This is a genomic window from Nocardiopsis valliformis DSM 45023, from assembly GCF_000340985.1.
GTDB lineage: Bacteria > Actinomycetota > Actinomycetes > Streptosporangiales > Streptosporangiaceae > Nocardiopsis > Nocardiopsis exhalans.
Window position 1 is genome coordinate 142,169 of sequence record NZ_ANAZ01000010.1, and the last position, 25,062, is coordinate 167,230.

At 70.2% G+C, this 25,062-nt stretch carries 23 protein-coding genes; 10 read left to right on the forward strand and 13 right to left on the reverse strand.

Going from position 1 to position 25,062, the window contains the following annotated elements; all coding sequences use genetic code 11:
* The first annotated feature begins 8 nt into the window (after positions 1 to 8).
* From D457_RS0111385 to D457_RS32365, 5 genes are all read left to right on the forward strand, one after another.
* Positions 9 to 1,004, forward strand: a complete 996-nt coding sequence (locus D457_RS0111385) for a decaprenyl-phosphate phosphoribosyltransferase (RefSeq protein WP_017580790.1) — start codon at positions 9 to 11, stop codon at positions 1,002 to 1,004.
* On the forward strand, positions 1,001 to 2,359 hold the full coding sequence (locus D457_RS0111390) for an FAD-binding oxidoreductase (protein ID WP_017580791.1): 1,359 nt from the start codon (positions 1,001 to 1,003) through the stop codon (positions 2,357 to 2,359). Before D457_RS0111385 ends, D457_RS0111390 begins: the two co-directional genes overlap by 4 nt.
* 48 nt (positions 2,360 to 2,407) lie before the next feature.
* Positions 2,408 to 3,160, forward strand: coding sequence for an SDR family NAD(P)-dependent oxidoreductase (locus D457_RS0111395; RefSeq protein ID WP_017580792.1), 753 nt, complete (start codon positions 2,408 to 2,410; stop codon positions 3,158 to 3,160).
* A gap of 15 nt (positions 3,161 to 3,175) precedes the next feature.
* Positions 3,176 to 3,337, forward strand: coding sequence for a hypothetical protein (locus D457_RS36995; RefSeq protein ID WP_017580793.1), 162 nt, complete (start codon positions 3,176 to 3,178; stop codon positions 3,335 to 3,337).
* A 141-nt stretch (positions 3,338 to 3,478) separates the two neighbouring features.
* Positions 3,479 to 3,958 carry a TetR/AcrR family transcriptional regulator C-terminal domain-containing protein gene (locus tag D457_RS32365; protein ID WP_017580795.1) on the forward strand — a complete coding sequence of 160 codons (480 nt, stop codon included), beginning with the start codon at positions 3,479 to 3,481 and terminating at the stop codon, positions 3,956 to 3,958.
* A 49-nt stretch (positions 3,959 to 4,007) separates the two neighbouring features.
* Here the strand turns inward: D457_RS32365 and D457_RS0111410 are convergent, their stop codons facing one another.
* The 7 genes from D457_RS0111410 to D457_RS0111440 all read right to left on the reverse strand — a co-directional run bounded on the left by D457_RS0111410 (position 4,008) and on the right by D457_RS0111440 (position 11,990).
* Complete coding sequence (locus D457_RS0111410; protein ID WP_017580796.1) at positions 4,008 to 5,348, reverse strand: MFS transporter; 1,341 nt, start codon at positions 5,346 to 5,348, stop codon at positions 4,008 to 4,010.
* A 41-nt stretch (positions 5,349 to 5,389) separates the two neighbouring features.
* Complete coding sequence (locus tag D457_RS0111415; RefSeq protein WP_017580797.1) at positions 5,390 to 6,466, reverse strand: oxygenase MpaB family protein; 1,077 nt, start codon at positions 6,464 to 6,466, stop codon at positions 5,390 to 5,392.
* 115 nt (positions 6,467 to 6,581) lie between these two features.
* A complete protein-coding gene (locus tag D457_RS0111420) occupies positions 6,582 to 7,580 on the reverse strand; it encodes an oxygenase MpaB family protein (RefSeq protein WP_017580798.1) in 999 nt (332 codons plus the stop codon).
* Positions 7,581 to 7,863: 283 nt separating this feature from the next.
* Positions 7,864 to 8,448, reverse strand: coding sequence for a GTP-binding protein (locus D457_RS0111425; RefSeq protein ID WP_026116549.1), 585 nt, complete (start codon positions 8,446 to 8,448; stop codon positions 7,864 to 7,866).
* Positions 8,429 to 8,869, reverse strand: coding sequence for a DUF742 domain-containing protein (locus D457_RS0111430; RefSeq protein ID WP_017580800.1), 441 nt, complete (start codon positions 8,867 to 8,869; stop codon positions 8,429 to 8,431). Before D457_RS0111430 ends, D457_RS0111425 begins: the two co-directional genes overlap by 20 nt.
* An 8-nt stretch (positions 8,870 to 8,877) precedes the next feature.
* Entirely contained in the window at positions 8,878 to 9,330 is a 453-nt protein-coding gene (locus D457_RS0111435) for a roadblock/LC7 domain-containing protein (RefSeq protein ID WP_017580801.1), read from the reverse strand.
* 2 nt (positions 9,331 to 9,332) lie between these two features.
* A complete protein-coding gene (locus D457_RS0111440; protein WP_017580802.1) occupies positions 9,333 to 11,990 on the reverse strand; it encodes a nitrate- and nitrite sensing domain-containing protein in 2,658 nt (885 codons plus the stop codon).
* Between the two features lie 486 nt (positions 11,991 to 12,476).
* Between D457_RS0111440 and D457_RS0111445 the strand changes: the two genes are divergently transcribed.
* Positions 12,477 to 13,556 (forward strand): RDD family protein, encoded by a 1,080-nt coding sequence (locus D457_RS0111445; RefSeq protein WP_017580803.1) that lies wholly within the window; start codon positions 12,477 to 12,479, stop codon positions 13,554 to 13,556.
* A gap of 275 nt (positions 13,557 to 13,831) precedes the next feature.
* Here D457_RS0111445 and D457_RS0111450 read toward each other — a convergent pair whose 3' ends face one another.
* The 4 genes from D457_RS0111450 to D457_RS32370 are packed head-to-tail and all read right to left on the reverse strand — an operon-like array spanning position 13,832 to position 17,900.
* On the reverse strand, positions 13,832 to 14,230 hold the full coding sequence (locus D457_RS0111450; protein WP_017580804.1) for a DUF3592 domain-containing protein: 399 nt from the start codon (positions 14,228 to 14,230) through the stop codon (positions 13,832 to 13,834).
* Complete coding sequence (locus D457_RS0111455; RefSeq protein WP_017580805.1) at positions 14,223 to 14,906, reverse strand: TetR/AcrR family transcriptional regulator; 684 nt, start codon at positions 14,904 to 14,906, stop codon at positions 14,223 to 14,225. Before D457_RS0111455 ends, D457_RS0111450 begins: the two co-directional genes overlap by 8 nt.
* 32 nt (positions 14,907 to 14,938) lie before the next feature.
* Positions 14,939 to 16,981 carry a YhgE/Pip domain-containing protein gene (locus tag D457_RS0111460; protein WP_169542737.1) on the reverse strand — a complete coding sequence of 681 codons (2,043 nt, stop codon included), beginning with the start codon at positions 16,979 to 16,981 and terminating at the stop codon, positions 14,939 to 14,941.
* Positions 16,982 to 17,039: 58 nt separating this feature from the next.
* Positions 17,040 to 17,900, reverse strand: coding sequence for an ATP-binding cassette domain-containing protein (locus D457_RS32370; protein ID WP_017580807.1), 861 nt, complete (start codon positions 17,898 to 17,900; stop codon positions 17,040 to 17,042).
* A gap of 243 nt (positions 17,901 to 18,143) precedes the next feature.
* On the opposite strand from D457_RS32370, the gene D457_RS0111470 reads away from it, so the two are divergent.
* The 3 genes from D457_RS0111470 (at position 18,144) to D457_RS0111480 (ending at position 20,721) form a co-directional block, all read left to right on the forward strand.
* Positions 18,144 to 18,965 (forward strand): M23 family metallopeptidase, encoded by an 822-nt coding sequence (locus D457_RS0111470; protein ID WP_017580808.1) that lies wholly within the window; start codon positions 18,144 to 18,146, stop codon positions 18,963 to 18,965.
* 137 nt (positions 18,966 to 19,102) lie between these two features.
* Positions 19,103 to 19,882, forward strand: coding sequence for an endonuclease V (locus tag D457_RS0111475; protein ID WP_017580809.1), 780 nt, complete (start codon positions 19,103 to 19,105; stop codon positions 19,880 to 19,882).
* Between the two features lie 71 nt (positions 19,883 to 19,953).
* Positions 19,954 to 20,721, forward strand: coding sequence for a hypothetical protein (locus D457_RS0111480; RefSeq protein ID WP_017580810.1), 768 nt, complete (start codon positions 19,954 to 19,956; stop codon positions 20,719 to 20,721).
* 68 nt (positions 20,722 to 20,789) lie between these two features.
* Here the strand turns inward: D457_RS0111480 and D457_RS0111485 are convergent, their stop codons facing one another.
* Entirely contained in the window at positions 20,790 to 22,229 is a 1,440-nt protein-coding gene (locus tag D457_RS0111485) for a GuaB1 family IMP dehydrogenase-related protein (protein WP_017580811.1), read from the reverse strand.
* Between the two features lie 243 nt (positions 22,230 to 22,472).
* Between D457_RS0111485 and D457_RS0111490 the strand changes: the two genes are divergently transcribed.
* Positions 22,473 to 23,402 (forward strand): CDP-alcohol phosphatidyltransferase family protein, encoded by a 930-nt coding sequence (locus D457_RS0111490; RefSeq protein WP_017580812.1) that lies wholly within the window; start codon positions 22,473 to 22,475, stop codon positions 23,400 to 23,402.
* Between the two features lie 127 nt (positions 23,403 to 23,529).
* On the opposite strand, the gene D457_RS0111495 is transcribed toward D457_RS0111490, so the two are convergent.
* Positions 23,530 to 24,690 (reverse strand): acyltransferase family protein, encoded by a 1,161-nt coding sequence (locus tag D457_RS0111495; RefSeq protein ID WP_017580813.1) that lies wholly within the window; start codon positions 24,688 to 24,690, stop codon positions 23,530 to 23,532.
* Positions 24,691 to 25,062: the final 372 nt, after the last annotated feature.

Below are 25,062 nucleotides of genomic sequence, written 5' to 3' on the forward strand. Positions count from 1 at the left end.
GGGCGCGCATGACCCCGATCACGAGCCCCGCCAACGAGACCGAGAACGGGTCCGGGCGGAGTGCCACCGCGGGACCGCTGCATTTCCTCCTCCGGGCCGGGGAACTGAGCCACGCGCTGGTGCGGGCCTGCCGCCCCCGCCAGTGGCTGAAGAACCTGCTGGTGTTCGCCGCCCCTGCCACCGCCGGGGCGTTCGGGGACCCCCACACCTTGCTGCTGTGCGCCGCCGCCTTCGCGCTGTTCTGCGTAGCTGCCAGTGGCACCTACCTGCTCAACGACGTCCGCGACGTGCACCGCGACCGCGAGCACCCCCGCAAACGACGTCGGCCCGTCGCCTCGGGAGACCTTCCGATCCCCTTCGCGGCGGTCACGGGCGTGCTGTTCGTGCTCGCCGCCCCGCTGGCCTCGCTGGCCCTGGGTAACTGGCGGCTGACCCTGCTGTTCACCGGGTACGTGTTGCTCACCCTGGCGTACACGCACTACCTCAAGGACGTCGTCATCTGCGACCTGGTCGCCGTGGCCTCCTGCCACATGCTCCGGGCGATGGCGGGCGGGTACGCGGCGGGGGTGGAGCTGACCTCGTGGTTCGTCATCGTGGTCGCACTGGCCGCCCTGCTGGTGGTGGTCGGCAAACGCGAGGCCGAGCTCCGGACCGCCAGGCCGGAGGGCCCTGCCGGGCCCGAGACCCCCGCCGAACACTCCGCCTGCCGTACTCGCGCGGCCCTGCACGGGTACACCGTCGGCTACCTTTCGCAGATGCGCGTCATGGCCTCCGGCGCCATGGTCGTCACCTACTGCCTGTGGGCGCTGGAGCAGGGCGGCGGTCCGCAGTCGGTGTTCCACGCGGCCAGTATCGTTCCGTTCATCATGTTCGTCCTCCGCTACAACCTGCTCGTGGACCGGGGCGCGGGCGAGGAACCCGAGGAGATCGCGTTGCGGGACCGCCCGCTCCAGCTCGTCCTCCTCGCCCTCGTCCTCCTGGTCGGACTGGGGATCTACCTGTGAGCCGCCGCACCCTCCTCAGCGGTTGGGGCCGCACCGCCCCCACCGTCGCCCACGTCACGCATCCGCGCTCCGCCGAACAGGTCGCCGAGGCACTGGCCCAGGCCGGACCGCGCGGGGCCCTCGCCCGAGGGCTGGGTCGCTCCTACGGCGACGCCGCCCAGGCCGCGGGCGGGCTCGTGCTCGACTGCACCGAACTCACCGGACAGCCCCGCCTGGACACCGAACGCCAGGAGGTCACCGCGCCCGCCGGGACCAGCGTGGAACGGATCATCGCGCACCTGCTGCGCCGCGGACACTTCCTCTCCGTCACCCCCGGGACCAGCCACGTCACCCTGGGCGGGGCGATCGCCGCGGACGTGCACGGCAAGAACCACCACGCGGACTCCTCCATCGGCGCCCACGTGCGCTCCCTGACCCTGATCACCCCCGACGGCCGGACGCACCGGCTCGGCCCGGACCACGGCGACACCGAACTCTTCTGGGCGACCGTCGGCGGGATGGGCCTGACCGGTGTCATCACCGAGGCCACCGTCGGCGTGCACCCGGTGGAGACCGCCTACGCCCGCGTGGACACCGACCGCACCCGCGATCTGGACTCCACCCTGGAGCTCATGGCGCGCACAGACCACGCCTACCGGTACACGGTCTGCTGGGTGGACCTGCTCGCCAAGGGCTCCTCCCTGGGCCGCGGGGTATTGACCCGCGCCCACCACGCCCAGCTCACCGACCTGCCCCTACCGCAGCGCCGCGACCCCCTGCGGCACCGGACCGGAACCTCGATGACGGTCCCGCCCGGAGTGCCGCTGGGGCTGTTCAACCGGTACACGGTGGGCGCGTTCAACACCGCCTACTACAACGCCGCTCCGCACCGCAGGCGCGGGCAGGCCCAGCCGATCGGCGGTTTTTTCCACCCGCTGGACGCGGTGTCCGGCTGGAACCGGGTGTACGGGCGCAGCGGGTTCGTGCAGTACCAGTTCGTGGTGCCCTTCGGCGCGGAGGACACCCTGCGGGCGGTGGTGGAGGGGCTCTCCCGGGCGGATGCGCCGTCGTTCCTGGCCGTGCTCAAACGGATGGGCGAGCCCACCCCGGGGCCGCTGTCCTTCCCGCGCCCGGGCTGGACCCTCGCCCTGGACCTGCCCGCTGACCTGCCCGGCCTGGCGCGGTTGCTGAACGGGTTCGACGAGCGTGTGATCGAGGCGGGCGGTCGCCTCTACCTGGCCAAGGACAGCCGGGCCAGGCCCGAGACCGTGCACGCCATGTACCCCGGACTCGATGCCTGGCGGGCCACGCGCGCACGTGTGGACCCCGACGGCGTGCTGATCTCCGACCTCGCCCGCCGCCTCGAACTCGCCTGACCCCCGCTGACTCTGTCCCGGACACCTCCAACCCCTAAGGATCCCGCCATGCGTGACTCGCTGGGAAGCGTGCGAACCGTCCTGCTGCTCGGCGGACGCAGCGAGATCGGCCTGGCCGTCGCCGAACGGCTGGTGCGTGAGGGCGCCCGCGATGTGGTGCTCGCCGCCCGGGGCGGGGTGGGCGACACCCCGAGCGTGTTCAAGGCGCTCGGTGCGACTACCCACTCGCTGGACTTCGACGCCGAGGCCTCCGAGACCCACGCCGCCACGGTGGCCGCCGCAGTGGAGCTGGTCGGCGACCTGGACGTGGTGGTGGACGCCTTCGGGGTGCTGGGTGAGCAGGCCGAGTACGAGGCCGACCCGCTCGCCGCCGCCCGCGCGGCCGCCGTGAACTACACCGGGCACGTGTCCGTGGGCCTGGCAGTTGCCGCCCGCCTGCGCGAGCAGGGCCACGGGGCCCTGGTGGTGCTGTCGTCGGTGGCCGGGGTCCGGGTGCGCCGGGCCAACTTCGTGTACGGCTCGGCCAAGGCCGGGCTGGACGGGTTCGCCCAGGGCCTGGCCGACTCCCTGCACGGCAGCGGGGCCCGGGTCCTGGTGGTCCGACCGGGCTACGTCGCCACCCAGATGTCCCGGCACGTGGACCCGGCCCCGTTCCCGGCCACCCCCGGCCAGGTGGCCGAGGCGGTCTCCAAGGGCCTGCGCGGCAGCGCCACCACGGTCTGGGCCCCGCGCATCCTCCAGCCGGTCTTCGCCGGGATGCGCATACTGCCCCGAACCCTGTGGCGCCGCCTCGGCCGCTAGGTGAGGTCGGGGCGGGTGCTCGGCAGGAACATCGCGGGGACCATCGCCGCGGCGGTCAGGCCGGTCATCCAACAGAAGGTGGCCTGGAAGGCGGTCTCGGGTTGCGCGTTCCCGGCCAGCAGGGAGGACAGCAGCAGGGCCAGGGCGGCGGTGCCGATGGCGGCGCCGAGCCGCTAGGTGACGTTCAGGGCACTGCTGGCCCTGGGCACCTGGTCCGAGGGCAGCCGTCGGTAGGCGGTGGCCAGCATCGGCAGCATCGCCGCGCCCAGCCCCAGACCGCGGACGAACATCGCGCCGACCAGTAGGACGGCGGCGAGCTTGAGCAGCGGACCGTCGATCTTGTGCGGTGCTGGGGTCGTCGTCGGGGCCGCCGACCACGCCGCGATCGCCGCCCGTCACTTCGGGGACGCGAGGGACGCCCGCGAGGCGCTGGTGGGGTTCGGGGACGAGTGGCTGTCCCGGAAGGGCCGTCGCGCCGACCACGCGGCCCTGGTCCGGCTGCTGATCGGGGAGGCCGCGCACTTCCCCGACGCGGCACGGGCGTGGTCGGACAACGGTTCCGAGCTGGTCCTCAAGGATTTGGCCGCGCACCTGCGCACCCTGGCCGACCGAGGGCTGCTGGAGATCGGCCCGGGCGCCGAGGAGACCGCCGCCGGGCACTACGTGGCACTGGTGCGCAGTCCGGCCAACGGCCTGACCTTCTTCGGGGCGCTCCCGCTGCCCGACCAGGAGCGGCTCGCGGTGGTCCGCTCCGGGGTGGACGCCTTCCTGCGCATCCACGGTCCGGGCCGGGGCTGAGCAGGAGGGCGGGGCCCTCGCCACGGCCCCGCCCCGAACTCACCTCAGCTCACTTCCTCGAATCCGCTCCCGGGTCCCGGAGCCGGTAGAACATCAGCGGCATCAGGCAGCACATCATCACCGCGGCGGGCAGCAGGGTGCTCCCGATCAGCATGCCGCGCAGCGCCGTCCCGCTCTGCTGGACGACCTCGCCCGCGCCGGACTCCACGTAGCCGCTCAGGGCCAGGGAGAGCGACAACAGGCCGGTGCCCACGGCCTGGGCCATCGCCTCGCCCGATGTCCACACGCCCGACAGCACCCCGCCCTGGCGGCGGCCGGAGCCGTCCTCGGCGGCCATGCAGTCCGCCAGCATGGAGGCGGGCAGCATCATGGTCCCGGACAGGCCCACGCCCACCAGCACCGACGAGAACACCGCGCCGGGCACACCCCACAGCGGGATGAGCAGCAGCCCCAGGCCGCCGAGCGCGAAGACCACAGCGGAGCAAGCGGCCGCGCGCTTCTTGTCCACCCGCAGCGAGAGCCGCTTCCACAGTGGGGCCGCCGCCATCAGCGGGACCAGCACGCACACCATCAGGATGCTCGTGTACGCGGGCTCGCCCATGATGTTGGCCGTCACGTACGGCACGCCCGCCACCATGGTGCCGCTGGCCACCGCCATCAGGAGGTTGGCTGGGAACAGGACCCGGAAGTGCCGGTGGGCGAAGGCCACCCGCAGCTGGGCGAGCAGCCCTTCGGATCGCGGTCGGAAGACCGGGCGCGGTGCCCGCCGGGTGCCGACCACCGTCCCCAGCATGGACAGCACCAGCACCGCGCCCATGAACAGCCCCATAAGGCGGTAGCCCGTCACCGGGTCCTCGGGGACGTTCTGGATGACCGGGGCCAGCGCTCCGCCCAGCAGCAGGGCCAGGCCCGCGAAGGCGGTCCGCCAGGTGTTGAAGGTGGAGCGCTCGTGGTAGTCGGAGGTGATCTCGCCCGGCATCGCCGTGTAGGGCACGACGAACATGGATGAGGCCAGCGCGGCCAGCACGAACAGCGCCGCCACGTAGGCGGCGGCGCCCGCGCCCTGGAGCGGTGGACCGGCGAACATCGCCGCGAAGAGCAGGGGGAGGGTGAGCGCCCCGGCCAGCATCCAGGGGCGCCGGGGACCCCAGGAGGACCGCGTCCTATCGGACCAGATACCGATATACGGACTGACCAGAAGGTCGATCAACTTGGGGAGGAAGATCACCGCACCGGCCAGGGCGGGGCTCACCGCCAGGGTGTCGGTCAGGTAGATCAGGAGCAGCAGGCCGGGGACCGTGTTGAAGACCCCGAGGGCCACCGCGCCGGTGCCGTACCAGGCGTGCACCGAACGGGGGAGCGGCCGGGGTCGCGCTTCGGAGCCGGTCATACGAGGGGCCCCGTCCTCGGACGGGGCCCGGTTGGTCGTGGTCACGCGCGCTCGTCCACGGGGTTCTTGATGGTCTCAGCAGGCCCGGCGTCAGCAGCCCCAGTGCCCGCGGGGCAGGACCCGGCCGGAGCCGCCTCGGCCGACCCTGCCTCAGCGGACCCAGCGTCTGCGGGGCAGGACTCCGCGGCGGCCTCGGCGGGGCGGTCGCCCTCCTTGCCGTACAGGTCCTCGTGGGCCACCGGGTCCACGTTGTGCTGGACCGGGCAGGTCGCCGGGAACGTGCCGAGCTGATCCACGTCGTACCCCTTGGGGTAGCTGCGGATGTTCGGGTTCATGTCCGCCCACAGCGGCTCCTCGCGCGGCTTCATCCGCCGCACGACCTTGGCGCGCAGCTTCAGCGCGATGTCCGCGGACTTGCGCATCGCCTTGCTCGGCGGGTCGTACCGGAAGGTCGTGATCAGCGACTCGTCCAGGATCGCCATCGAGAACTTGCGGGCCAGACCGGCCACGCGCGGCGGGTAGAACGTCACCATGAGGTCGAGGGTGGAGTCGGAGACCTTGCGGCCGCCCTCGGTGTAGGCGAAGTGGTCGCGCTCGTAGTTGTCGAGCAGATCGCGGAAGCCCTCGTAGGTCTCGGGGATGTCCTTGATCCCCATGTACTTGCCGAGCTTGCGGTAGTAGTGCGTGATCGCGCCGATCTCGTGGTCGCTCAGCTTGCGCCAGCCGTAGCCGTAGTCGTTGAGCCAGCGCACCGGCATGACCACGAAGGTGCTGAGCACGTACCGGTAGTCGTCGTTGCTGATGTCGTAGGACCGGTGCATCTGGTTCATCCGGCGCAGGGAGTCGCGGCCCTTACCCGGATCGAAGCCGTGCCGGATCATGTTGCCCAGGATGAGCGCGGTGTCGTCGTAGCGCTTCTGGGTCTTGCCGGTGAACTGGTCGGTCTTGCCCAGCAGCTCGCCGATGGAGGGGACGGCGTAGGTGCGGTACAGCGCGATGCCCAGAGCCCGGCCCATGTCCCACGGGAACTCGTGGGAGTTGAGGATCTGCATGATCCGCACGCAGTCCGCCTCGGCGTCCAGGCGGTGGATCTCGTCGCGCCAGTCGAAGCGCTTCATTCGCGGTTCCTTCAGGGGAAGTGGGGATGGTGAACAACGGGGGATTCGGGGGGCAGGGTTCGGTGGGGGCTCTGGGGCTCCGGAGAGGGGTTCGGGGGCGGGTCGGGACGCGGGTTCAGTTCTCGCTCGGCTCGGTGCCGGCCGCCTCTGTGCTGGCCGACTCGGTGCCGGCTGAATCGGGGGCGACGGCCTGCCCCGGTGCGGGAACCTTCGCGCCGGTCCCGGGGACGTCCTGGGTGCGCAGGTCGTGCGGGACCGGGCAGCCCTGCGGGAAGGTGCCGATGCGGTCCGGAGCGTAACCGTCCGGGTAGCTGCGGATGTTGGGGCTCATCCGGGCCCAGCGCGGCTCCTCGCGCGGCTTCATTCGCCGCACGACCTTGGCGCGCAGCTTCAGCGCCACATCACCCGACTTGCGCCAGAACGCCGAGGGCTCCGGGTACTTGAAGGCCTTGATCAGCGGGTCGTCCAGCAGCCCCTGGGTGAAGGGGCGCACGAGGGGGCGCTGCCAGGCCGGGTAGAAGCCGACCATCAGTTCGAGGGTGGAGTCGGAGACCGCGCGGCCGCCCTCGGAGTAGGCGAAGTGCTCGGCCTCGTAGGAGTCCATGAGCTCGCGGAACTCGGCGTAGGTCTCGGGGATGTCCTTGATCCCCATGTGCTGGCCGAGCTTGCGGTAGTAGTTGGTGCTGGCCGCGATCTCGTGGTCGCTCAGTTTGCGCCAGCCGTAGCCGTAGTCGTTGAGCCAGCGCACCGGCATGACCACGAAGGTGCTGAGCACGTACTGGTAATCGTCGTTGCTGATGTCGTAGGACCGGTGCATCTGGTTCATCCGGCGCAGCGCGTCGCGTCCGCGGCCGGGACCGAAGCCGTGCTCCATGATGTCGTTGAGGATGAGCGCGGTGTCGTCGTAGCGGTGCTGGGTGCGCTCGGTGAATTCGAGGGTGTGCCCGAGCAGCTCGCCGATGGAGGGAACGGCGTAAGTGCGGTACAGCGCGAGCCCCAGGGCCTGCTCGATGTCCCAGGGGAATTCGTGCGTGCCCAGGATCTGGACGATCCGCTCGCAGTCGGCCTCGGCGTCAAGGCTGTGGATCCTGTCGCGCCACTCGAAACGCTTCATCTGAACTCCACCTCGTCCGGGCCCGCCCGAACGGGTCCATGGTCGTCGGGTACCGCGAAACGCCCACCAGGAAGACGTTTCACCGCCTGGCACTTTACCTGGACGCTTCGTGTGTACAGCTGGTGGAGGGGTGCTGTCCCGCCTCGGGCGGCGAACCGTGTCCGGAATGTTCCCAAAAACGCGGAAAGGCGGGCGAGGAGAGGCTCCGGACCCCCCTCACCCGCCCATGCCCGCATACCTGCGCGGTGACACGTCCCGCCGAGCGGTGACGCCTTCCGCGTTCCTACGCGGTCACACGCTCCGCTACCCGGTTCACCAGGGTCAGCAGGACCTGCTTGGCGGACTCGCGTTGGCGGGCATCGCACAGCGCCACCGGGATGTCGGGGCTCAGGCTCAGAGCCTCACGCACCTCGTCCGCCTCGTACTCGTGGGCGCCCTCGAAGCAGTTCACCGCGACCACGAACGGCACCCCGCGCCGCTCGAAGAAGTCCACCGCGGCGAAGCAGGTCTCCAGGCGTCGGGTGTCGGCGATCACGATCGCGCCCAGGGCGCCCTCGGACAGCTCCTCCCACATGAACCAGAAGCGCTCCTGCCCAGGTGTGCCGAACAGGTACAGCACCAGGCTCTCGCTGATGGTGATGCGGCCGAAGTCCAGCGCCACGGTCGTGGTGGTCTTGGACTCCACGCCGGACAGGTCGTCGACCCCGTAGCTGGCCTCGGTCATCACCTCCTCGGTGCTCAGCGGGGCGATTTCGCTCACCGCGCCGACCAGAGTGGTCTTGCCTGCGCCGAAACCACCGGCCACCAGGATCTTCAGTGCCGAGGGGACGGGGGCCTCGGGGCCCGGGTCAGAGTCTCTGGATGCCATCGAGAACCGCCTGGAGTACGTCCCGGCTGACCGGGCTCTTTGCTGTGTAGGGGGCGCGGGCCAGGGCCAGGCCGCGGTTGAGCAGGTCGCTGAGCAGGACCTTGACGACGGCGACCGGGATGTCCAGGTGGGCGGACACCTCGGCCACTGACTGGGGGCGTCGGCACAGTTCCAGGATGCGGAGCTGCTCCGGTTCGAGCGCCATCTCGTCGACCTCGGCGCGCTTGGCCGCGATCACCACACTGATCATGTCCAGCTGGATGGCGTCGGCGTGGTCGCGGCCCTGTGCGATCACGTACGGCCGGACCAGCGGTCCCGCTTCCTCGGCTCCCGGGGCGTCGTCGCCGTAGCCGCCGATCGCGTCGCGATGCGGCAGGCCGTGCGGCGATATCCCCGGATCGAACTCGTTGTGCGCTTGCATACCGACCCCTAACGCGTGGCTTCCCCGGAAGCGCCCTCGTGGCGGGGCGCGGCGTCGAGATAACGGCCGACCTGATCGACCAGGACGTTCATCTCGTAGGCGATGAGGCCGACGTCGGAGCTCTCCTCGGCCAGGACGGCCAGGCAGGCGCCGCGGCCGGCGCCGGTGACGAAGAGGTAGGCGCTCTCCATCTCCACGACGGTCTGCAGGACCTCGCCGCCGCCGAAGTGGCGGCCGGTGCCCCGGGCCAGGCTCTGGAAAGCGGAGGCCACCGCGGACAGGTGCTCGGCGTCCTCCTTGACCAGTTCGCGGGAGCGGCCGATGAGCAGGCCGTCAGCGGAGAGGACGATCGCGTGGCGGGAGCCCACGGCGCGTTCGAGCAACTCGTCGAGCAGCCAGTCGATGTCCTTCTTGCCCGCGGCGTTTCCGCTGCCGCGCTCGGCGCTTTCGGTACTCGTCACGGTTACGCGTCCTTGTCGGTGTCGTTGGTGTTCTGCTGGCCGTCGCGCCGTCCGCGGTCCGTCCCCTGCTGGAACGCGGACATGTTCCGGCGCAGCCGGGCCAGCCGTTCCTTGCCGTCGAGGGTCGACTCGGAGGAGGAGCTGCCGCCGGCCGCGGGGCCGGAGTTCCCCGTGTCGGAGGGATCGGTCGCCAGCTGGGGGGCCAGGTTCTCCTGCGGGCGACGCTTGGGCAGTGCGGGGCGGCCGCCGCCGGCCTGAACCTTCTCGGCCGGTTTGGGTTCCTCGGCAGGGGACCCCGCGGGGGAGTCCGGAACCGCGCTGATCCGGGAGTTGCGGGTGGGCAGGGAGGGACGGCGGTCGTCGTCCTTGGCGGGGGTGCTGAGCAGGTCGCTCTCGGGCGCCTCGGCCGGGGCGGGGGACGGAGCGGAGGACTGGGACGCTGCCTCGGGCGCGGTCGAAGCCTCGGCCCGTGCCTTGGCGTCGCCGCCCCTGTCACCGCCGGTCCTGCCGCCGTCAGCCCTGTCTGCGCCGGACCGGTCGCTCTCGGGCGCCGGAGACGTGGAAACCGAGGTCAGCAGCGGCTTCCCGGGCCGCTTGGTGCGGCTCGCCTCCAGCGCGGCGCCGGGGGTGCGGTCGACGATCTCGCGCACCTCCCAGATGTCCTCGCCGCTGTCCTCACCCGCGGGCAGCGGGGTGCGGTCACCCGAGATGAGGTCCTGCGGAAGCAGCACGATGGCCTGCACGCCGCCGTACGGCGACGGGCGCAGGTGTACGCGGATACCGTGGCGGTGCGCCAGGTGCGAGACCACGAAGAGGCCGAGGCGCATCTTCTCGTTGAGCCGCATCACGTCGAACTCGGGCGGGTCCGCCAGCAGGGCGTTGGCCGAGGCGAGCTCGCCGTCGGTCATGCCCAGGCCCCGGTCCTCGATCTCGATGGTCACGCCGTTGGGTACGTCCTCGCTGCTCAGTCGTACCTGGGTGTGCGGCGGCGAGAACATGGCGGCGTTGTCGACCAGCTCGGCGACCAGGTGGATGACGTCGGCGACGGCGGGGCCGTTGAGGTTCACCCGGGCGATGCGCTCGCGCTTGACCCGGGTGTAGTCGCCGGACTCGGAGATAGCGCCGCGCAGGACGTCGATCAGCGGCATCGGGCGGTGCCAGGTGCGGCCCGGGGCCTCACCGCCGAGGATCAGCAGGTTCTCGGCGTTACGGCGGGAGCGGGTCGCGAGGTGGTCCAGTTTGAACAGCTGGGCGAGCTGGTCCGGGTCCTCCTGCTCGCGCTCCATCTTGTCCAGCAGGCGCAGCTGGCGGTGGACCAGCGTCTGGCTGCGGTGGGCGATGTTGAGGAAGACGCGGTTGACGCCCTGGCGCAGCTCGGTCTGCTGGACGGCCTCCTCGATGGCGGCGCGCTGGGCGGTGTTGAACGCCTGCGCAACGTCACCGATCTCGTCGTCCCCGGCCTTGAGCTCGGGCAGCGCGGTGGAGGTGTCCACGCGCTCGCCGCGGTGCAGGCGGTCCATCATCTCCGGCAGCCGCTTCTCGGCCAGGTCCTGGGACTCCGTGCGCAGCGTGAGCAGTCGCTCGGTGAGGTTACGGGAGGAACGCCGGGCCAGGAAGAACGCCACCGCGATGACGGCGGCGACACCGAGGCTGCCGCCAGCGGCGAGGGCCACGGCGCGGTTGGCGGCCTCACGGGTCATCTGCGCGGAGTGCAGCGCCTCGCCCGCGCCCAGGTCGGTGAGCTCGGTGAGCACGTGGTCGTAGGCGGTGCTCCACTCGGCCTTGTCGACCGGCATGGTCAGGTCGTCGACGGTCTCCGGGACCAGCGTGATCGGGTCGGTGACCGTGGTGGACTCGATCTCACGCTCGACGATCTCGTCCGAGAGCCGGGTCAGGGTGGCGAACTCGGGGCTCTCCAACAGGGCCTCGTAGCGTTCCAGGTGGCCCTCGCCCCCCAGGTAGGGGGCGTTGGCGTCCAGGAGGGTTTCGAAGGCGCCCAGCAGGGCGGTGAACTCGCGCTGGTCCTCGAGGGAGAGGTCGCCGGTGGCGAAGGCGCGGGCGATCTGGGCGTCGAGCTTGGCGCCCACGTCCACCGCGCGGAACATGTACACCGCGGTGAAGCCGGGGCTGACGGAGGCGCCCTCGTTGCCCTCGCGGCCCTGGGTGTCGAAGCTGTCGGCGCCCTGCAGGACGAGCTCGTTGTAGTAGTCCAGGACGTCGGCGCGGCCAGCGTCGCCGTTGTCGACAGCCTCGCGGATCTCGCCGATCTCCTGATACATGCCGTGCAGCATCTCGATGTGCATGCCGGCGTCGCCGGGGGCGAGGTCGGCGAACCCGATGAGGTCCTCGACGACGGCGCCCAGGGATTCGTCGGTGGCCTGCCGGGTCTGCTCCAGCTCCTGGACGAGGTCCGCGTCACCGGGGTTCTCGATGTAGGCGATCGTCGCGGACCGCTCCGTCATCGCGTCCACGAGGCCGACGGCGGCCGGGGTGACCAGATCGTCGGTGGCCTTGGACCGGATCAGTTTCAGGGCCGCGTCGCCGCCGAGGGCGAAGGTGAGGATCAGCCACAACGCGACCAGCGCGGTGGTGGGGATCATGACCATGGCGCGGATACGGGCGGTGATCGTCCGCCCACGTTTCTTCGGTACTGCCTGCACGGTTCTCCTGTCGATCCGCGTCAAAGTCTTCTCGGGGTGGTGGCGGGGCCGCGTGGCCGCCTGTTCCCGCTTCTTGGGCGGTCGGCGCGCTCGCACGTGGGGGCTCCACCCCGCGGGCCGTTCTCGTCCCGTCGTGGGGTGGTCGAGGCCGGGCCTACCGCAGAGTAACCACAAACGGGGGTTTCGGCGTTGGGGATGGTATCTCGCCTGGGAAACAACGGATTATCCGGGTACCGCTGGCAGTCTGCCATGAAGTTGCGAAATGTTCACCTAAGGGAAGGTATGGCGCTTGTGGGGACGGTGTTCCAGGAGGGGGCTATGTCCTATAGGGCGAACGTCACATGTGGTTCCCGGTTCCGCTTTGTGAGGCGCTACCGGATACCCGCCGAACTACTCTTCGGAGGTGATGTCGCCGTTCCCTCCCCGTATCGGCGCGGGGCGTACTAGCCTGGCGCCCCGGGAACGAGCAAGGGGAACGCACACGCCATGGGGCAACCGTTCGGCGGAGGTCAGGCCGCCATCGAGGTGGCGGTCGCCGCCATACCGCTGTTGATGGTCATCGGATCCGCGCTCTACCTGCGCGGACAGCACCGGCGCTACGGGCGCCTGGTGGGCTGGCCCGGACAGCTCACCCTCGCCGCCCTGCTTGTCGGGCTCGGCCTGGCGGTGTACGCGGTGTGGCCGCTGCCCGCCTCGGCCGACGGGCTCTGCCCCATCGAACCCGCACCTGCCCCGCCACTGGAACTCCGTGACGCCGCCCTGGCCCTGGGGCTCTTCCTGCCGGTGGGGATCCTGGCCCGTTCCAGGTTCCGTCGCGGAGTGTTCACCACGGTGGCACTCGGCACCGGCCTGGCCGTGGCGGTGCACGCGGTCCGCGCCACCGGTGTGTTCGGCCTCTACCCGTGCGCCTACAACGCCGCTGCCCTCGAGATCGCCGGGATCGCCGTGGCCGGAACCCTCCTGGGCTGGCTGCTCGCCCGCTGGGTGCCCGCGGTCTGGCCGTTCGGCCCGCACCGCTCCTGGCCCGTGGCCGTCCCCGACCGGGTCGCCCCGGACCTGGCCCGGCGCATGTTCGGCACCCTCATCGACCTGGGCCTGTGGTGGTTCGGCGCGGCCACGCTCGTCGCCCTGCTGAACGCCTACGGGATCATCCGCCCGGGCACCCAGGAACAGGTCCTCACCGGCACCCTCCTGGGACTGGCCCTGCTCTTCGGCCTCTTCCTGCCCCTGCTGCGCCGCGACCGCAGCACCCTGGGCCGCGCCGCCGTCCACCTGGCCTTGACCGAGTGGAGCCTGCCCCGCCCGGCCGTCCGCCGCCGCGTCCTGGCCCGCGCGGCGCTGCTGTACGCCCCGGTCACCGCGCTGATCGCGTTCGGCCTGCCGTGGTTCGCCCTCGCGGTGGCCGTCCTGCACGCCTGCACCGCGGTGGTCCGCCCCGACGGTGCGGGCCTGGCCGACCTCATCTGCCGCACCCGCGTCCGCACCCGCTCCAGCCTGACCGGGTCCCTTCCCCAGCGCTTGGTTCGCTACGTCCCGCCCAAGGAGGACGTCCCCTCTCTGTCCTGAGCCGCAGGGGTGTTCTTTCTCAGGGCCTCAGCCATGGATGCCTTGACCACAGGAAACTCTCCTGCTCACCTCGGCCACAAGCGGAGAGCTCACCTGGGAAGCCCAGCCACAGGGAGTGTTCCTTCCCGTTCGTGCGCCGGGGAGGCCAATCTTCTGAAACACAGTGCAAGACGAGTCAATCCGCTAGCGAGGAACGAGCGTCAGGCGCCGGCGAGGATGAAGCATCCCTCCGCAAAGGCGGAGAACACGCGCCGAAGCGGAGCGGAGGCGCAAGGTTACACGGTCCAGTGGAGGTAGCCCAGGAACGCTCCGATGAGGACCAGGAGCAGGCCGAGGGAGCCGAACATGCCGCGGACCCAGTGGCTGAGCCAGGGGGCGGAAACGATGCGGGCGTGTTCGGGGACCTCGGGGTCGTAGGAGACGGTGACGATCTCTCCGGCGCGGGAGGCCATCCAGCCGGTGTTCTCGTGTTCGGCGTGGATCTCCTTGCCGTCCTCGGTCTGGAACTGCACGATCATTCGGGAGGCCACCGACGTCTCGTGGTAGCCGATGACCCTTCCCTTGGCGCGGACGCCGTTGCGGACCAGGCGCAGTTCCATCCGGGTGTCGCGGGTGACCATCCACAGCAGGATGGCACCGACGATCACCGGCAGCAGCGGGTAAAGGTCAGCCATGGCGGGGGAGTCCTCTCCGGGGTTCTTCATGCGGGGGATCAGCGCGGGGAGGCTGGCCGATGAGACCGTCGGCCATGTGCGCCAGGGTGGTGTGGATGTCCTCCACGGGACGCTCTGGCTGGAGGGTACGCCAGTCCAGAGCCACTGTGACCACCATGCCGAAGAGAGCGGATCCCGCAAGGGAGGTGTCCAGGTCCGGCCGGGTCAGGCCGCGTTCGACCATGGCGTCGAGCTGGTCCGTGATGACCCCGATCGCCTCGGTGCGGATCTGTCGGACCGCCTCGTACCAGGCGCGGTTGGTACGCCAGGCCTCGGCGATGAGCAGCCGGGCCAGCGCCTCGTGGGTGCTGATGAACACCACCCCGGCCCGCAGTACCTCGGCCAGGGCTTCGCGGGGCGCGGCGCCCTGGCCGGGGTCGGGCACGGAGTCCCGAAGCGTGTCGGCCAGGCGGGTCACGCCCCACTCCATCAGGGCCGCGTACAGCTCGTTCTTGCCCCCGAAGTTGTAGTAGACGGTGCCCTTAGCGACGCCGGCCCGTTCGGCGATCTCGTCGACGGTGGTGGCGCCGTACCCCTGTTCCGAGATCAGGGTGACGGCCGCTTCGAAGAGTTTGCGCCGGGTGGCTTCACGGCGGCCGCTGAGGGGCCGCCCCGGTTCGGGGGTGCTCACGTTCATTCCTCCCATTGTGCCCGTGACCGGGTCACCCGTCAGATCTTCAGCGCCGGGTAGAGCGTGGACATCGTCCATTCGCGCTTCTTGGCAACGGCACGCCAGGTGAGGAGCATGGGCACCACCAGCCACAGCGCCATCACCCCGAACGCCTGTGCGACCACGGTCATGTCGCCGCCGCCGACCAGGTGCCGCATGGCGGTCACCCCCCAGTGCAGGGGCAGGTAAGGGCCGATGGCCTGGAAGAACGCCGGGCTGGTCTCGATTGGGTAGGTGCCGCCCGCCGAGGTCAGCTGCAGGACCAGCAACACCAGCGCGACCACCCGGCCCGCGGCGTTGAACTTCACGTTCAGGTACTGCACGGTCGCGGTGAACGCGGCCGAGGTCAGTACGAGGAAGGCGATCAGCAGCAGCCAGTTCTGGGAGTCCAGACCCAGCGCCAGGTGCAGGACGGTCAGCATGACCGCCACCTGGGCCCAGCCGAGGATCAGCGGGACGATCCGCCCGGAGAGGGCGACCCGCCAGGAGGCAGCGGAGGAGGCCAGCGCGCGGCTGGACAGCGCGGGCAGCACCATGAACACCATCATGGCGCCCACCCACAGGGACAGCGGCACGAAGAACGGTGCGAACCCGGTGCCGTAGTTGGGCACCTCGTTGTCCACCTCGCTGTCGAGCCGGACCGGCTCGCTCATCATGTCGGAGGCGGTGACCCGGCCCTGGTCGGAGTAGGTGGGGATCTCCTCGACCCCGTCGGCCAGACCCTCGGCGAGCTCCTCCGTGCCCGAGGAGAGCTGGCCCAGGCCGTCATGGAGGTCACCGGCACCGCCGCTGAGTGTGCCCAGCCCGGTGTTGAGCTCCCCGGCACCTTCGGCGGCGCCGGAGAGACCGTCGCGCAGGTTGCGCGTGCCCTCCGCCAGTTCCGCCAGGCCCTCGGCGAGCTCGTCGACCTGCTCCCGGGCGTCCTCGGCGTCCTCGACGATGTCGGGCAGGTCCTCGGACAGGCTCACCGCCTTCTGGCTGAGGGCGGCGGCCTCGGCCGCGGCGGAATCGATGTCCTCGCGGTTGTCGTTGACGAACCCGGCCACCTCCAGGGCGGTGGCCATGCCCTCCTGGAGGTCGGTGAGCAGCTCGTACAGCTCGGGCTGCTCCTCCTCCAGCTCGGGGTGGTCCCCCAGGTAGTCGGCGAGCCGGCCGTCGACGTCGGTCAGCGCGGTGACATCGATCTCCTCAGGCAGCTCGCCCAGGGCCTCGGACACCGCACCGGAGACCTTCGCGGCCTCCTTGGCCTTCTTCTGAACGTCGGGGATGTCCTCTTCGAGCTGGGGCAGCCACTCGTCCACGAGGTCGTCGAGCGCGCCCACCTTCTCGTTGACCTCGTTTGAGGCCTCGGTGGCACCGGTGGCGATGGTCTTCGAGCCCTCGTAGAGCTGGCCGATCCCGCCGCTCAGCGACCCCGCGCCCTCGTGTGCGCTGTCGATCCCCTCGGAGAGCTCCCCGGAGCCGGTCTCGGCGTCGTCGGCGCCGGTCGAGATCTGGTCGGCCCCCTCGGAGGCCTCCTCGGTCTTGCTGTGGATCTCGTTGAAGCCCAGGAAGATCTGGTCGAGGTAGTCGCTGATGGCGGAGGTCGCCGCCGCCTCGCGGATCTCCTTGAAGGCGCTCCCTGCGAGCTGGCGGACGATGTAGCTGTTGGAGTCGTTGTAGTTGGCGACGAGCAGCGCGGGGACCGGTTCCTCGCGGTCGCGGGAGGGCGAGGTGATGGCCTCACTGAAGTGTGCGGGGATGGTGAGGGTGACGTAGTAGGTGCCGTCGTCCAGGCCGACGGCGGCCTCCTGGGCGTCCACGAGGTGCCAGTCCAGGTCCCCGCGGTCCAGGAGGGTCTCGGTGAGCTCGTCGCCAGCGTTGACCTCCTCGTCGTCGACCTCGGCACCCTCGTCCGCGTTCACCAGGGCGACCGGCAGGTTCTCCATCCGGTCGAAGGGGTCCCAGAACGACCACAGGTACATGCCGGAGTAGAGCAGGGGGATGAGCATGAGCGCGGCGAGTGCCGCGGTGGGCAGCGGCGACCGCAGGAAGGACCGCATGGTGAGCAGTCCGAGCCGGGGGACGGCCAGGAGGCGGTAGCGGGGGGCGCCGGGTTTCCTACGAGTCTTCACGGTGCGCACCCCCACCGGTGTTCTCCGTCGCCGATCCCTCGCGGTCGAGCAGTTCGTCGATACCGATCACTTGCCCGGTGTCCTCCGCCCCTGAGTCGTGGGTGCCAGCGTTGTGGGTTCCGGTGCTGCCGGTGTCCGTACTGTCGGCGTCCGTGCCGTTCCCGGTCTCGTCCTTCCCGCCGCTACCGTCCTGTCTGATCGGGAGGGGGCCCTGGGTGTCCTGATCGGCCACGGTGTCGAGCTCCCGGGAGTCGGCGCAGGTGGCGATCACGGTCAGCCCTTCGTCGGCGAGATCCTTCAGCGACCGCCACATCCGGGCCTGGTGTTCGTCGTTGAGCCCGCTGTCCACGTTGTCCACCACGAGCAGCCGGGGTTCGGAGACCAGGGCGAGGGCCACGCCGAGGCGCCGCCGCTCCAACATGGAGAGCTCCTTGACCATGGTCCGGCGGTCTAGGTCGGCCAACCCGGCGGCGCTCATCGCTGCGTCCGACACGGACCGGGCCGAGGGCCGCAGTCGCAGTAGGCGGGCCTCGGAGAGGTGTTCGCTGACCCGCAGGCGTTCGTCGAGGGCGTTGACGTCGTCCATCAGCCCGAGCGCGCTGATCCGCCGTACCTTCCGCGCCTGCTTGGGCAGGGTGTATCCGTCCACGTGCAGGGTGCCCCCGGTGGGTTTCATCCGGCCGGAGAGCGTGAGCAGCAGCGCGCTGCGACCGCCCCCGGAATCGGCCTGGAAGACGGTGAGCGTCCCCGGGCGGGCGGTGAAGTCGACCCCCGTGTAGACGGGCCCCTCGCGGGTGGTGAGTGTGACGCCTTCTGCGTGCACGCGAGCTCCGGTGGCCCGACGCATCCTTGCGGCCTCCCCCATTTTTGAACTGACCAGTCAGTACAAATTCACGGCTCCACGGTACTGGCCCGGGACGGTGGTCCCGAGCGTTCGGGCCTGTGGCCTCTGGCACAACCAGGCGCACCAGGGGATGTCGGGATCAGCGGTCGAACTTGGCCCGCGCTTTTCCGTGGGTGAAAGGTGGGATACGTTGATACGTAATTACGTAATAATGCTTATCTGGCTACCGTGAACCGGGGAGAAGACATGGCGAAGACCGCACGGGTACTGCAACGGCTCTATCTGCTGAGCATCCCGGTGGTGTTCCTGCTGCTCGTCCTCAGGCAGAGCCTCGGCCTCTCTCCCTGGTGGAACCTGGCCGCGGTCGTACTGGTCGGAGCACTCTTCGCGGCCGCGGCCACGGCCCGGGCCGTGTGGCACAGGGCGGAACGGAAGCGGGAGGCGCCTGACCCGTTGGAGGTCGCCCCGCCGGTGAGCGGTGAGTGGACCGCGGTGAACAGCCCGGCCGACAAGGTCCCCAGCCACGGGGTACGCGGTACCGGCCAGGAGTACGCCATCGACGTCTTCGTGGACTCCGGCCGACCGCTGGTCGACGGCTGGTGGCCCATGACCCGGCGCCCCAACGACGGCTTCCCGGCCTTCGGCCAGCCGATCCTGGCGGTCGCCGACGCCACGGTGGTGCAGGTGTCCGACGGTCAGCGCGACCACCGCAGCCGCAACTCCTACCCGGGCTTGCTCTACCTGTTCGGTGAGGGCTGCGTCCGCGCCTTCGGCGGGGTGCACCGCATCTTCGGCAACCGCGTCGTCCTGGACCTGGGGGGCGGTGTCTATGCCGCTTACGCCCACCTCAAGCGGGGTTCGATCGAGGTCGCGGAGGGGGCCCGGGTCGCTGCCGGCCAGCGGATTGGTCTTTGCGGGAACTCGGGCAACTCCAGCGAGCCACACCTGCACTTTCAGCTGATGGACCACCCCGAGATCCCCCTGGCCACGGGTGTCCCCTTCCGCTGGACTGGGATCGGCGTCCCTGGGGCCGGAAAGCCCTTCGCCGCCGCGCCCGCTCCCCGCTGAACCCGCCCGCCGAAACGTCTACCGAACGGCCTCGCTCCGCGTCCGTGTACGGGACGCGGACCGAGGCACTCCAGGCCTAGACTGCGCCTCGGCAGGACACCGGACGGGGTGCGGACGAGGCAATCGGGGGAGATCACGTGAGCAACATCGAGGAGCGGGCGGCCAAGGCTCTGGACGACCCGGAGAACTGGCCCGCCGAACCCAAGGAGGCCGTAGCCCGCCAGCGTCTGCTGGCCGACCGGGTGCGCACCGAACCCCTCGACCCCGACTCCGTGCGCTACGTCGCCGGGCTGGACGTGAGCTACGGCGTGGGCGACACCGAGCTCGCCGCGGCCGCCGTGGTCCTGGACGCCCGCACCCTGGAGATCGTCGACACCTCCCTGGTCGCCGACACCCCCTCCTTCCCCTACATCTCCGGGCTGTTCGCCTTCCGGGAACTGCCTCCGGTGCTCAAAGCGATCCAGGGGCTGTCCGTGGCCCCCGACGTCTTCGTCTGCGACGGCTTCGGGCTGGCTCATCCCCGCCGCTTCGGGATCGCCAGCCACCTGGGCGTTCTCATCGACGCTCCGGTGATCGGCTCCGCCAAGTCCGTGCTCTACGGGCGCAACTCCCCGCCGGGGGAGGAGCGCGGCTCGTGGACGCCCATGGTCGCCGGGCGCTCCGAGCTCGTGGACGACACCGAGACCCTCGCCGCGGAGGGGGCCGAGGTGGTCGGCCGGGTCCTGCGCACCCGCGCCAGGACCAAACCCGTCTACGTGTCCGTGGGCCACCGCGTGGACCTGGCCGGTTCGGCCGACCTCATCCTGCGGCTCTCACCCAAGTACCGGATCCCCGAACCCATCCGGCACGCGGACCGCCTCTGCGGCCAGTACCGCAAGGAGCACAAGGAACGCCTGGAAGGCTCGGTCGAGGGCTGAAAGCCCTTCGTGACAGGAGGTTGAGTACCCATACTCAGGCGGGGTGGGGGCATCGGCCGCGAAGATGAAGCATGACCTTCTGGAAGAAGCACACCCCCTCCGCCCCCGCCCTCGCCATGACCCTCGGCGCGATGGCCCTCATGGTGGGAACAGCTGGTTGCGGTACCACCGAGGAGATCGAACCCAGCTCCGCCGCCGCGGAGGAGGCACTCCCCGAGCTGAACCCGGACGGCAGCGCACCCTCCGAGCGCATGACCCTGGAGGAGGCCGCCCCGTACCTGGAGGCCCAGGGGTACTTCCCCGCTGAGGGCGACCTCAGCGGCTACGAGATCACCTACCTGCCCGACGCCGTGGAGGGCGCCCCCTACGACCACGACGCCAACGCGTGGCTGATCCAGGAACTGGGCGAAGGGGCGGCTCTGCCCTACGACGAGGAGATCGAGCGCTCCTGGCTGCCCGACATCATTGACGTAGACCACCTCGTGGACGACGACGGCCGGGTACTGGCCGCGCGCGAGGCGTTCACCCCCTCCGACGTGTCCGTCACGGTCCTGCGGCAGGAGGACTTCACCGGCGTCGACGCCTACCTGGATCCGGAGGCCGAGGACGGCACCGCACTGGAGGAGGCCCTGCCCGGAGGCGGCATCCAGGAGCTCCCGGACGGCACCGGCTACTACAACGGAGCCGGAGCCCTCTTCGTCCCCGAACCCGGAGTGGTGATCGAGGTCCTCTACATGGACGAGGTGGTGCTGGACGAACTGCTGGAGCACCCCGACGGCATCGTTGAGGGCCACCCCGAGGAGGTCCTGCTGATCGTCGAGGGCATCGAACCCGTCTAGAGCCCAAGCAGCCAAGGAGAAGGGGAGGGGCCTTCAGGCCCCTCCCCATCATTTCTGCTGTACTCGGACTACCAGCCGTTCTCCACGGGGCGGCCCTCGTTGTACCCGGCGGCGCTCTGCACACCCACCACGGCGCGCTCCTGGAACTCCGCCAGCGACGTGGCGCCCGCGTAGGTCATGGAGCTGCGCACACCGGCGATGATCTGGTCGATGAGGTCCTCGACCCCGGGACGCTCGGCGTCCAGGTACATCCGACCGGTGGAGATGCCCTCCTCGAACAGCGCCTTGCGGGCCCGGTCGAACGGGGAGTCCTCGGACGTGCGCAGCCGCACCGCGCGGGCCGAGGCCATCCCGAAGCTCTCCTTGTACTGGCGGCCCTGGGCGTCGCGCATGACGTCACCGGGCGACTCGTAGGTCCCCGCGAACCAGGAACCCACCATCACGTTGGACGCACCGGCGGCCAAGGCCAGGGCGACGTCGCGCGGGTGGCGCACCCCGCCGTCCGCCCACACGTGCTTGCCCAGCTCACGGGCGGCGGCTGCGCACTCCAGCACGGCGGAGAACTGGGGGCGGCCCACGGCGGTCATCATCCGGGTGGTGCACATCGCGCCCGGGCCCACGCCGACCTTGACGATGTCGGCCCCGGCCTCGATGAGGTCCCGGGTGCCCTGGGCGGTGACGATGTTGCCCGCGACGATCGGCACGTCCGGCGAGAGCGCGCGGACCTTCTCGATCGCGGAGATCATCTTCTCCTGGTGGCCGTGCGCGGTGTCGATCACCAGGGTGTCCACACCTGCGGCCAGCAGCTCGGCTGCCTTGCCCGCCACGTCGCCGTTGATGCCCACGGCGGCCGCGATGCGCAGCCGGTTCCGACCGTCCACGGCGGGCTTGTACAGGGTGGAGCGCAGCGCGCCGGTGCGGGTGAGCACACCCACCAGGGCGCCCTTGTCGTCGACGACCGGGGCGAGCCGGTGCCGGAAGTCGTGCAGTATCCCGAACGCCTCCTGCGGTTCGGTGCCCGCGGGGATGGTCAGCAGCTCGGTGGACATCACGTCGCGCAGCTGCGCGAAGCGGTCCACGCCCGCGCAGTCGGCCTCGGTGACCACGCCGACCGGGCGGCGCTCGTCGTCGACGACGATCACGGCGTTGTGCGCCCGCTTGGGCAGCAGGTTGAGGGCCTCACCGACGGTGCTGGCAGGGTTCAGGGTGATGGCGGTGTCGTAGACCAGGTCGCGCTGCTTGGTCCAGGCGATGACGTCGGAGACCACCTCGAAGGGGATGTCCTGCGGGATGACCGCGATACCGCCGCGGCGCGCGATGGTCTCGGCCATTCTGCGGCCCGCCACCGCGGTCATGTTCGCGACGACCAGCGGCACGGTGGTGCCGGTGCCGTCCGGGGACGACAGGTCGACGCTGAGCCGGGAACCCACGGCGCTGCGGCCCGGGACCATGAACACGTCGCTGTAGGTCAGGTCCTGGCTGGGGACCTGGTCGTTGAGAAAACGCAATGCCTCTACCTCGGTCGAGACCGAAGGGGGTGGACCACTCCGCCGCGTCGCCGCTGGCGGCACCCTGTTGATCCCCCTCTTACCAGTCAAGTATGCCGTCACCCATTAGGTTGGGGGTACCCCCGTCTGGCATGATGACTCGATCCCACCTCTACTCGGCCCTCGCCCCTGCCTCGAATCGGCGACCGCATTCAGTGCGCCGTAGGCCTTCTCGGGCTCTGGGCTTTCCAGGAGAACTCCCGCATGTCGCGTTTCACTCTCGCGCAAGTCAAGGAAGAGACCTACAAGGCGAAGGACGCCTGGTGGACGGTCTTCCTGGTCGATCCGCTGGCAGGCCGGCTGGTGGTGTGGACGGCGAACCGGACCAACATCACACCGAACCAGCTGACCCTGGGCGCCGGTGTGCTGGGCCTGCTGTCCGCGATCTGTTTCGCGGCCCCCGTCTGGGCGGGTGACCTGGGCTGGGCGTGGCTGCTGGCCGGCGCGCTGCTGTTCCACCTGAGCTTCGTCCTGGACTGCATGGACGGCAAGATCGCCCGGCTGAAGCACAACGGGTCGGTCTTCGGTAGCTGGGTCGATTTCGTCTTCGACCGGATCCGCTTCTTCGGCTGCGTGATGGCGCTGCTGATCGGCCAGTGGCTGGTCACGGGTAACGCCGCCTACCTGATCGTCGCCCCGGTGGTGGTCTTCTTCGATCTGCTGCGCTACCTCAACGGGTCGCAGGTCGCCAAGACGCGCAAGAGCATGAAGCAGGCCCTGGCGGTCGCCTCGGGCGACACCGACCGGCTGCGCGCGGAGGCCGCCAACCCTGACGTGTCCGACCCCGAGGACGACGAGATGTCGGACGCCCCGGCCAACGCGGAGACCCCGGCGCCCAAGGGCCTCTATCCGCGGGTGCGGAACTTCCTGCTCCAGCACCGGGTGCGCCCGCACCTGTTCAGCGGCATCGAGTTCGAGATGTTCCTGTGCGTGGTGGCGCCGGTGACCGTGCTGGTGGCCTTCTTCACCCCGCTGAACAGCCTCATCATCCCGGTGGCGGTCTTCTCCGTGCTGGCTCTGGCCTTCTTTGAGGTGGTGCTGGTGGCCCGCCTGTACCAGGAGTCCCAGCGCTTCGAGGTGCGCCGCCGTGAGCTGGCCGCCGCGACCCCGGCCACCGCGGGCGGCGGCAGCTGAGCCGAGGCGGCCCGAAATGAGCTGAGCCGACTTCTCTGACAAGCAGAAGGGGCGTCCCGCACCGCGCGCGGGACACCCCTTCTGCTGTGCCTTTCGCGGGAGGCCGGGAGGTGTCGGGAGGTTCTGCCTAGACGGAACTCTTCTCCCGCTCGGTCCTGCTCCCGGCCGCACGCTTCCTGGCGTCGGCCTCCTTCCGGGCGAGGCCCTTGTCGTCCTGGCGCAGGAACCAGGTCGGCTGCGGCTCGACCGCCCACTGCAGGCACTTACGCACCAACGGGGTGCACAGCAGCAGGGTCAGCCCCACGCTCGCCGCGAGTGTGGCAGCCAGCCCCACCGGGCCGGTCATCACGTCGTACCAGGGCGTGTTCTTCAGGATGAGCAGGACCACCGAGTGGCCCAGGTAGACGAAGAGCGTGTAGGCGCCCAGCGACGTGTACCAGGTCTGCCGCTTCGGGGTGAGTGCCAGGACCGCGATGGTCATGGCCAGGGCCAGACCCATGAAGGCCAGCCGCAGACCGATACTTGGCAGCAGCGGGTCGATGTCGCGGTCGGTGAGGCTGTCCCGCCAGAACAGCCAGTCCCGGCTCAGGTGGTCCGAGATCGGCACGGCCAGGACGGCCGTGACGCCCAGCACCAGCACGGAGCCGACGCGCACCCAGAGCTTGTTCAGGTAGGCGAAGTGCTCGCGGCGCAGGCTCAGGCCCAGCACGAAGAAGGGCAGGAAGCTCAGCACCCGGCCCAGGGACAGGGTGGTGCCCAGGTCCGCCGTGGCGGCGAACAGGGAGATGATGATCGCGATCGCCACCGGCCAGCGCAGCCGCTGCCACACCGGCACGCTCAGGCGCCACAGGAACAGGGCGACTAGGAACCACAGGGTCCAGGTGGGCTGCAGCACGGACAGGGAGTCCGGGAGCTCGCCGCGCTCGGCCGTGTAGATCGCCTGGTGCGCGGTCCAGAAGATCAAGTAGGGGACGGCCAGCGTCAGGACCAGCTTCTCCACCCGGTTCGACGAGGCGTCGAAGGATCGGGAGAGGTAGCCGCTGATCAGGATGAACGCGGGCATGTGGAAGAAGTAGATCCAGTAGTAGAGGGCACTGGCGGGCCCGTAGTCGGTGAGCGGCTGGATCGCGTGGCCGACGACGACCAGCGCGATGAGGATGAACTTGGCGTTGTCCAGGCGGGCGTCACGACCCGGCGGCTTCTCCTGCGCGGCCTTGGCCGTGGCCGCGGAGACCCGGGCTGTCGCGCTGTGCCCGTTCTCCGGGGGCTGCGGTGCGGGACTGGTCATGGATGAGGCCACAAAGGACTCCGAGATCACATTTCGGGGCTATGGGTGTCGGTCCCGCGACCCTCCGTGCGGGATGGAGGTCGTCCGGCCGGCCGAGGGCGGGGATCAGGTGGTGCGGTGCCGCGTGGCGCGCGAGGGGGTACCGGGCGAAGCCGTTCGGCGAATATGCTTCCGTTACGCTACTGAGACATACTGCGGTATGCCAGTAGTTCGCACAAATCAGGTAAAGGTTCCCGAGGCGCGCTCAGGCTCGGGTGCGGGTCTCATGAGGGCCCGGGGGCCGGTGGAGACGGGCATGTGATGGCTTACCGTGCGCAGACCCTAACCCATGGGTTCCACCAGGGGACACCACGGCACGAATGTGGCAGTGTG

Bases quoted from the DNA above. Each gene is read 5' to 3' on its own strand.
- D457_RS0111495 (WP_017580813.1), bottom strand. From the start codon at position 24,690: ATGACCAGTCCCGCACCGCAGCCCCCGGAGAACGGGCACAGCGCGACA.
- D457_RS0111445 (WP_017580803.1), top strand. From the start codon at position 12,477: ATGGGGCAACCGTTCGGCGGAGGTCAGGCCGCCATCGAGGTGGCGGTC.
- D457_RS0111415 (WP_017580797.1), bottom strand. From the start codon at position 6,466: ATGAAGCGCTTCGACTGGCGCGACGAGATCCACCGCCTGGACGCCGAG.
- D457_RS0111490 (WP_017580812.1), top strand. From the start codon at position 22,473: ATGTCGCGTTTCACTCTCGCGCAAGTCAAGGAAGAGACCTACAAGGCG.
- D457_RS0111425 (WP_026116549.1), bottom strand. From the start codon at position 8,448: ATGGCATCCAGAGACTCTGACCCGGGCCCCGAGGCCCCCGTCCCCTCG.
- D457_RS0111430 (WP_017580800.1), bottom strand. From the start codon at position 8,869: ATGCAAGCGCACAACGAGTTCGATCCGGGGATATCGCCGCACGGCCTG.
- D457_RS0111420 (WP_017580798.1), bottom strand. From the start codon at position 7,580: ATGAAGCGTTTCGAGTGGCGCGACAGGATCCACAGCCTTGACGCCGAG.
- D457_RS0111395 (WP_017580792.1), top strand. From the start codon at position 2,408: ATGCGTGACTCGCTGGGAAGCGTGCGAACCGTCCTGCTGCTCGGCGGA.
- D457_RS0111460 (WP_169542737.1), bottom strand. From the start codon at position 16,981: ATGCGGTCCTTCCTGCGGTCGCCGCTGCCCACCGCGGCACTCGCCGCG.
- D457_RS0111470 (WP_017580808.1), top strand. From the start codon at position 18,144: ATGGCGAAGACCGCACGGGTACTGCAACGGCTCTATCTGCTGAGCATC.
- D457_RS0111410 (WP_017580796.1), bottom strand. From the start codon at position 5,348: ATGACCGGCTCCGAAGCGCGACCCCGGCCGCTCCCCCGTTCGGTGCAC.
- D457_RS32370 (WP_017580807.1), bottom strand. From the start codon at position 17,900: ATGCGTCGGGCCACCGGAGCTCGCGTGCACGCAGAAGGCGTCACACTC.
- D457_RS0111450 (WP_017580804.1), bottom strand. From the start codon at position 14,230: ATGGCTGACCTTTACCCGCTGCTGCCGGTGATCGTCGGTGCCATCCTG.
- D457_RS0111385 (WP_017580790.1), top strand. From the start codon at position 9: ATGACCCCGATCACGAGCCCCGCCAACGAGACCGAGAACGGGTCCGGG.
- D457_RS0111455 (WP_017580805.1), bottom strand. From the start codon at position 14,906: ATGAACGTGAGCACCCCCGAACCGGGGCGGCCCCTCAGCGGCCGCCGT.
- D457_RS0111480 (WP_017580810.1), top strand. From the start codon at position 19,954: ATGACCTTCTGGAAGAAGCACACCCCCTCCGCCCCCGCCCTCGCCATG.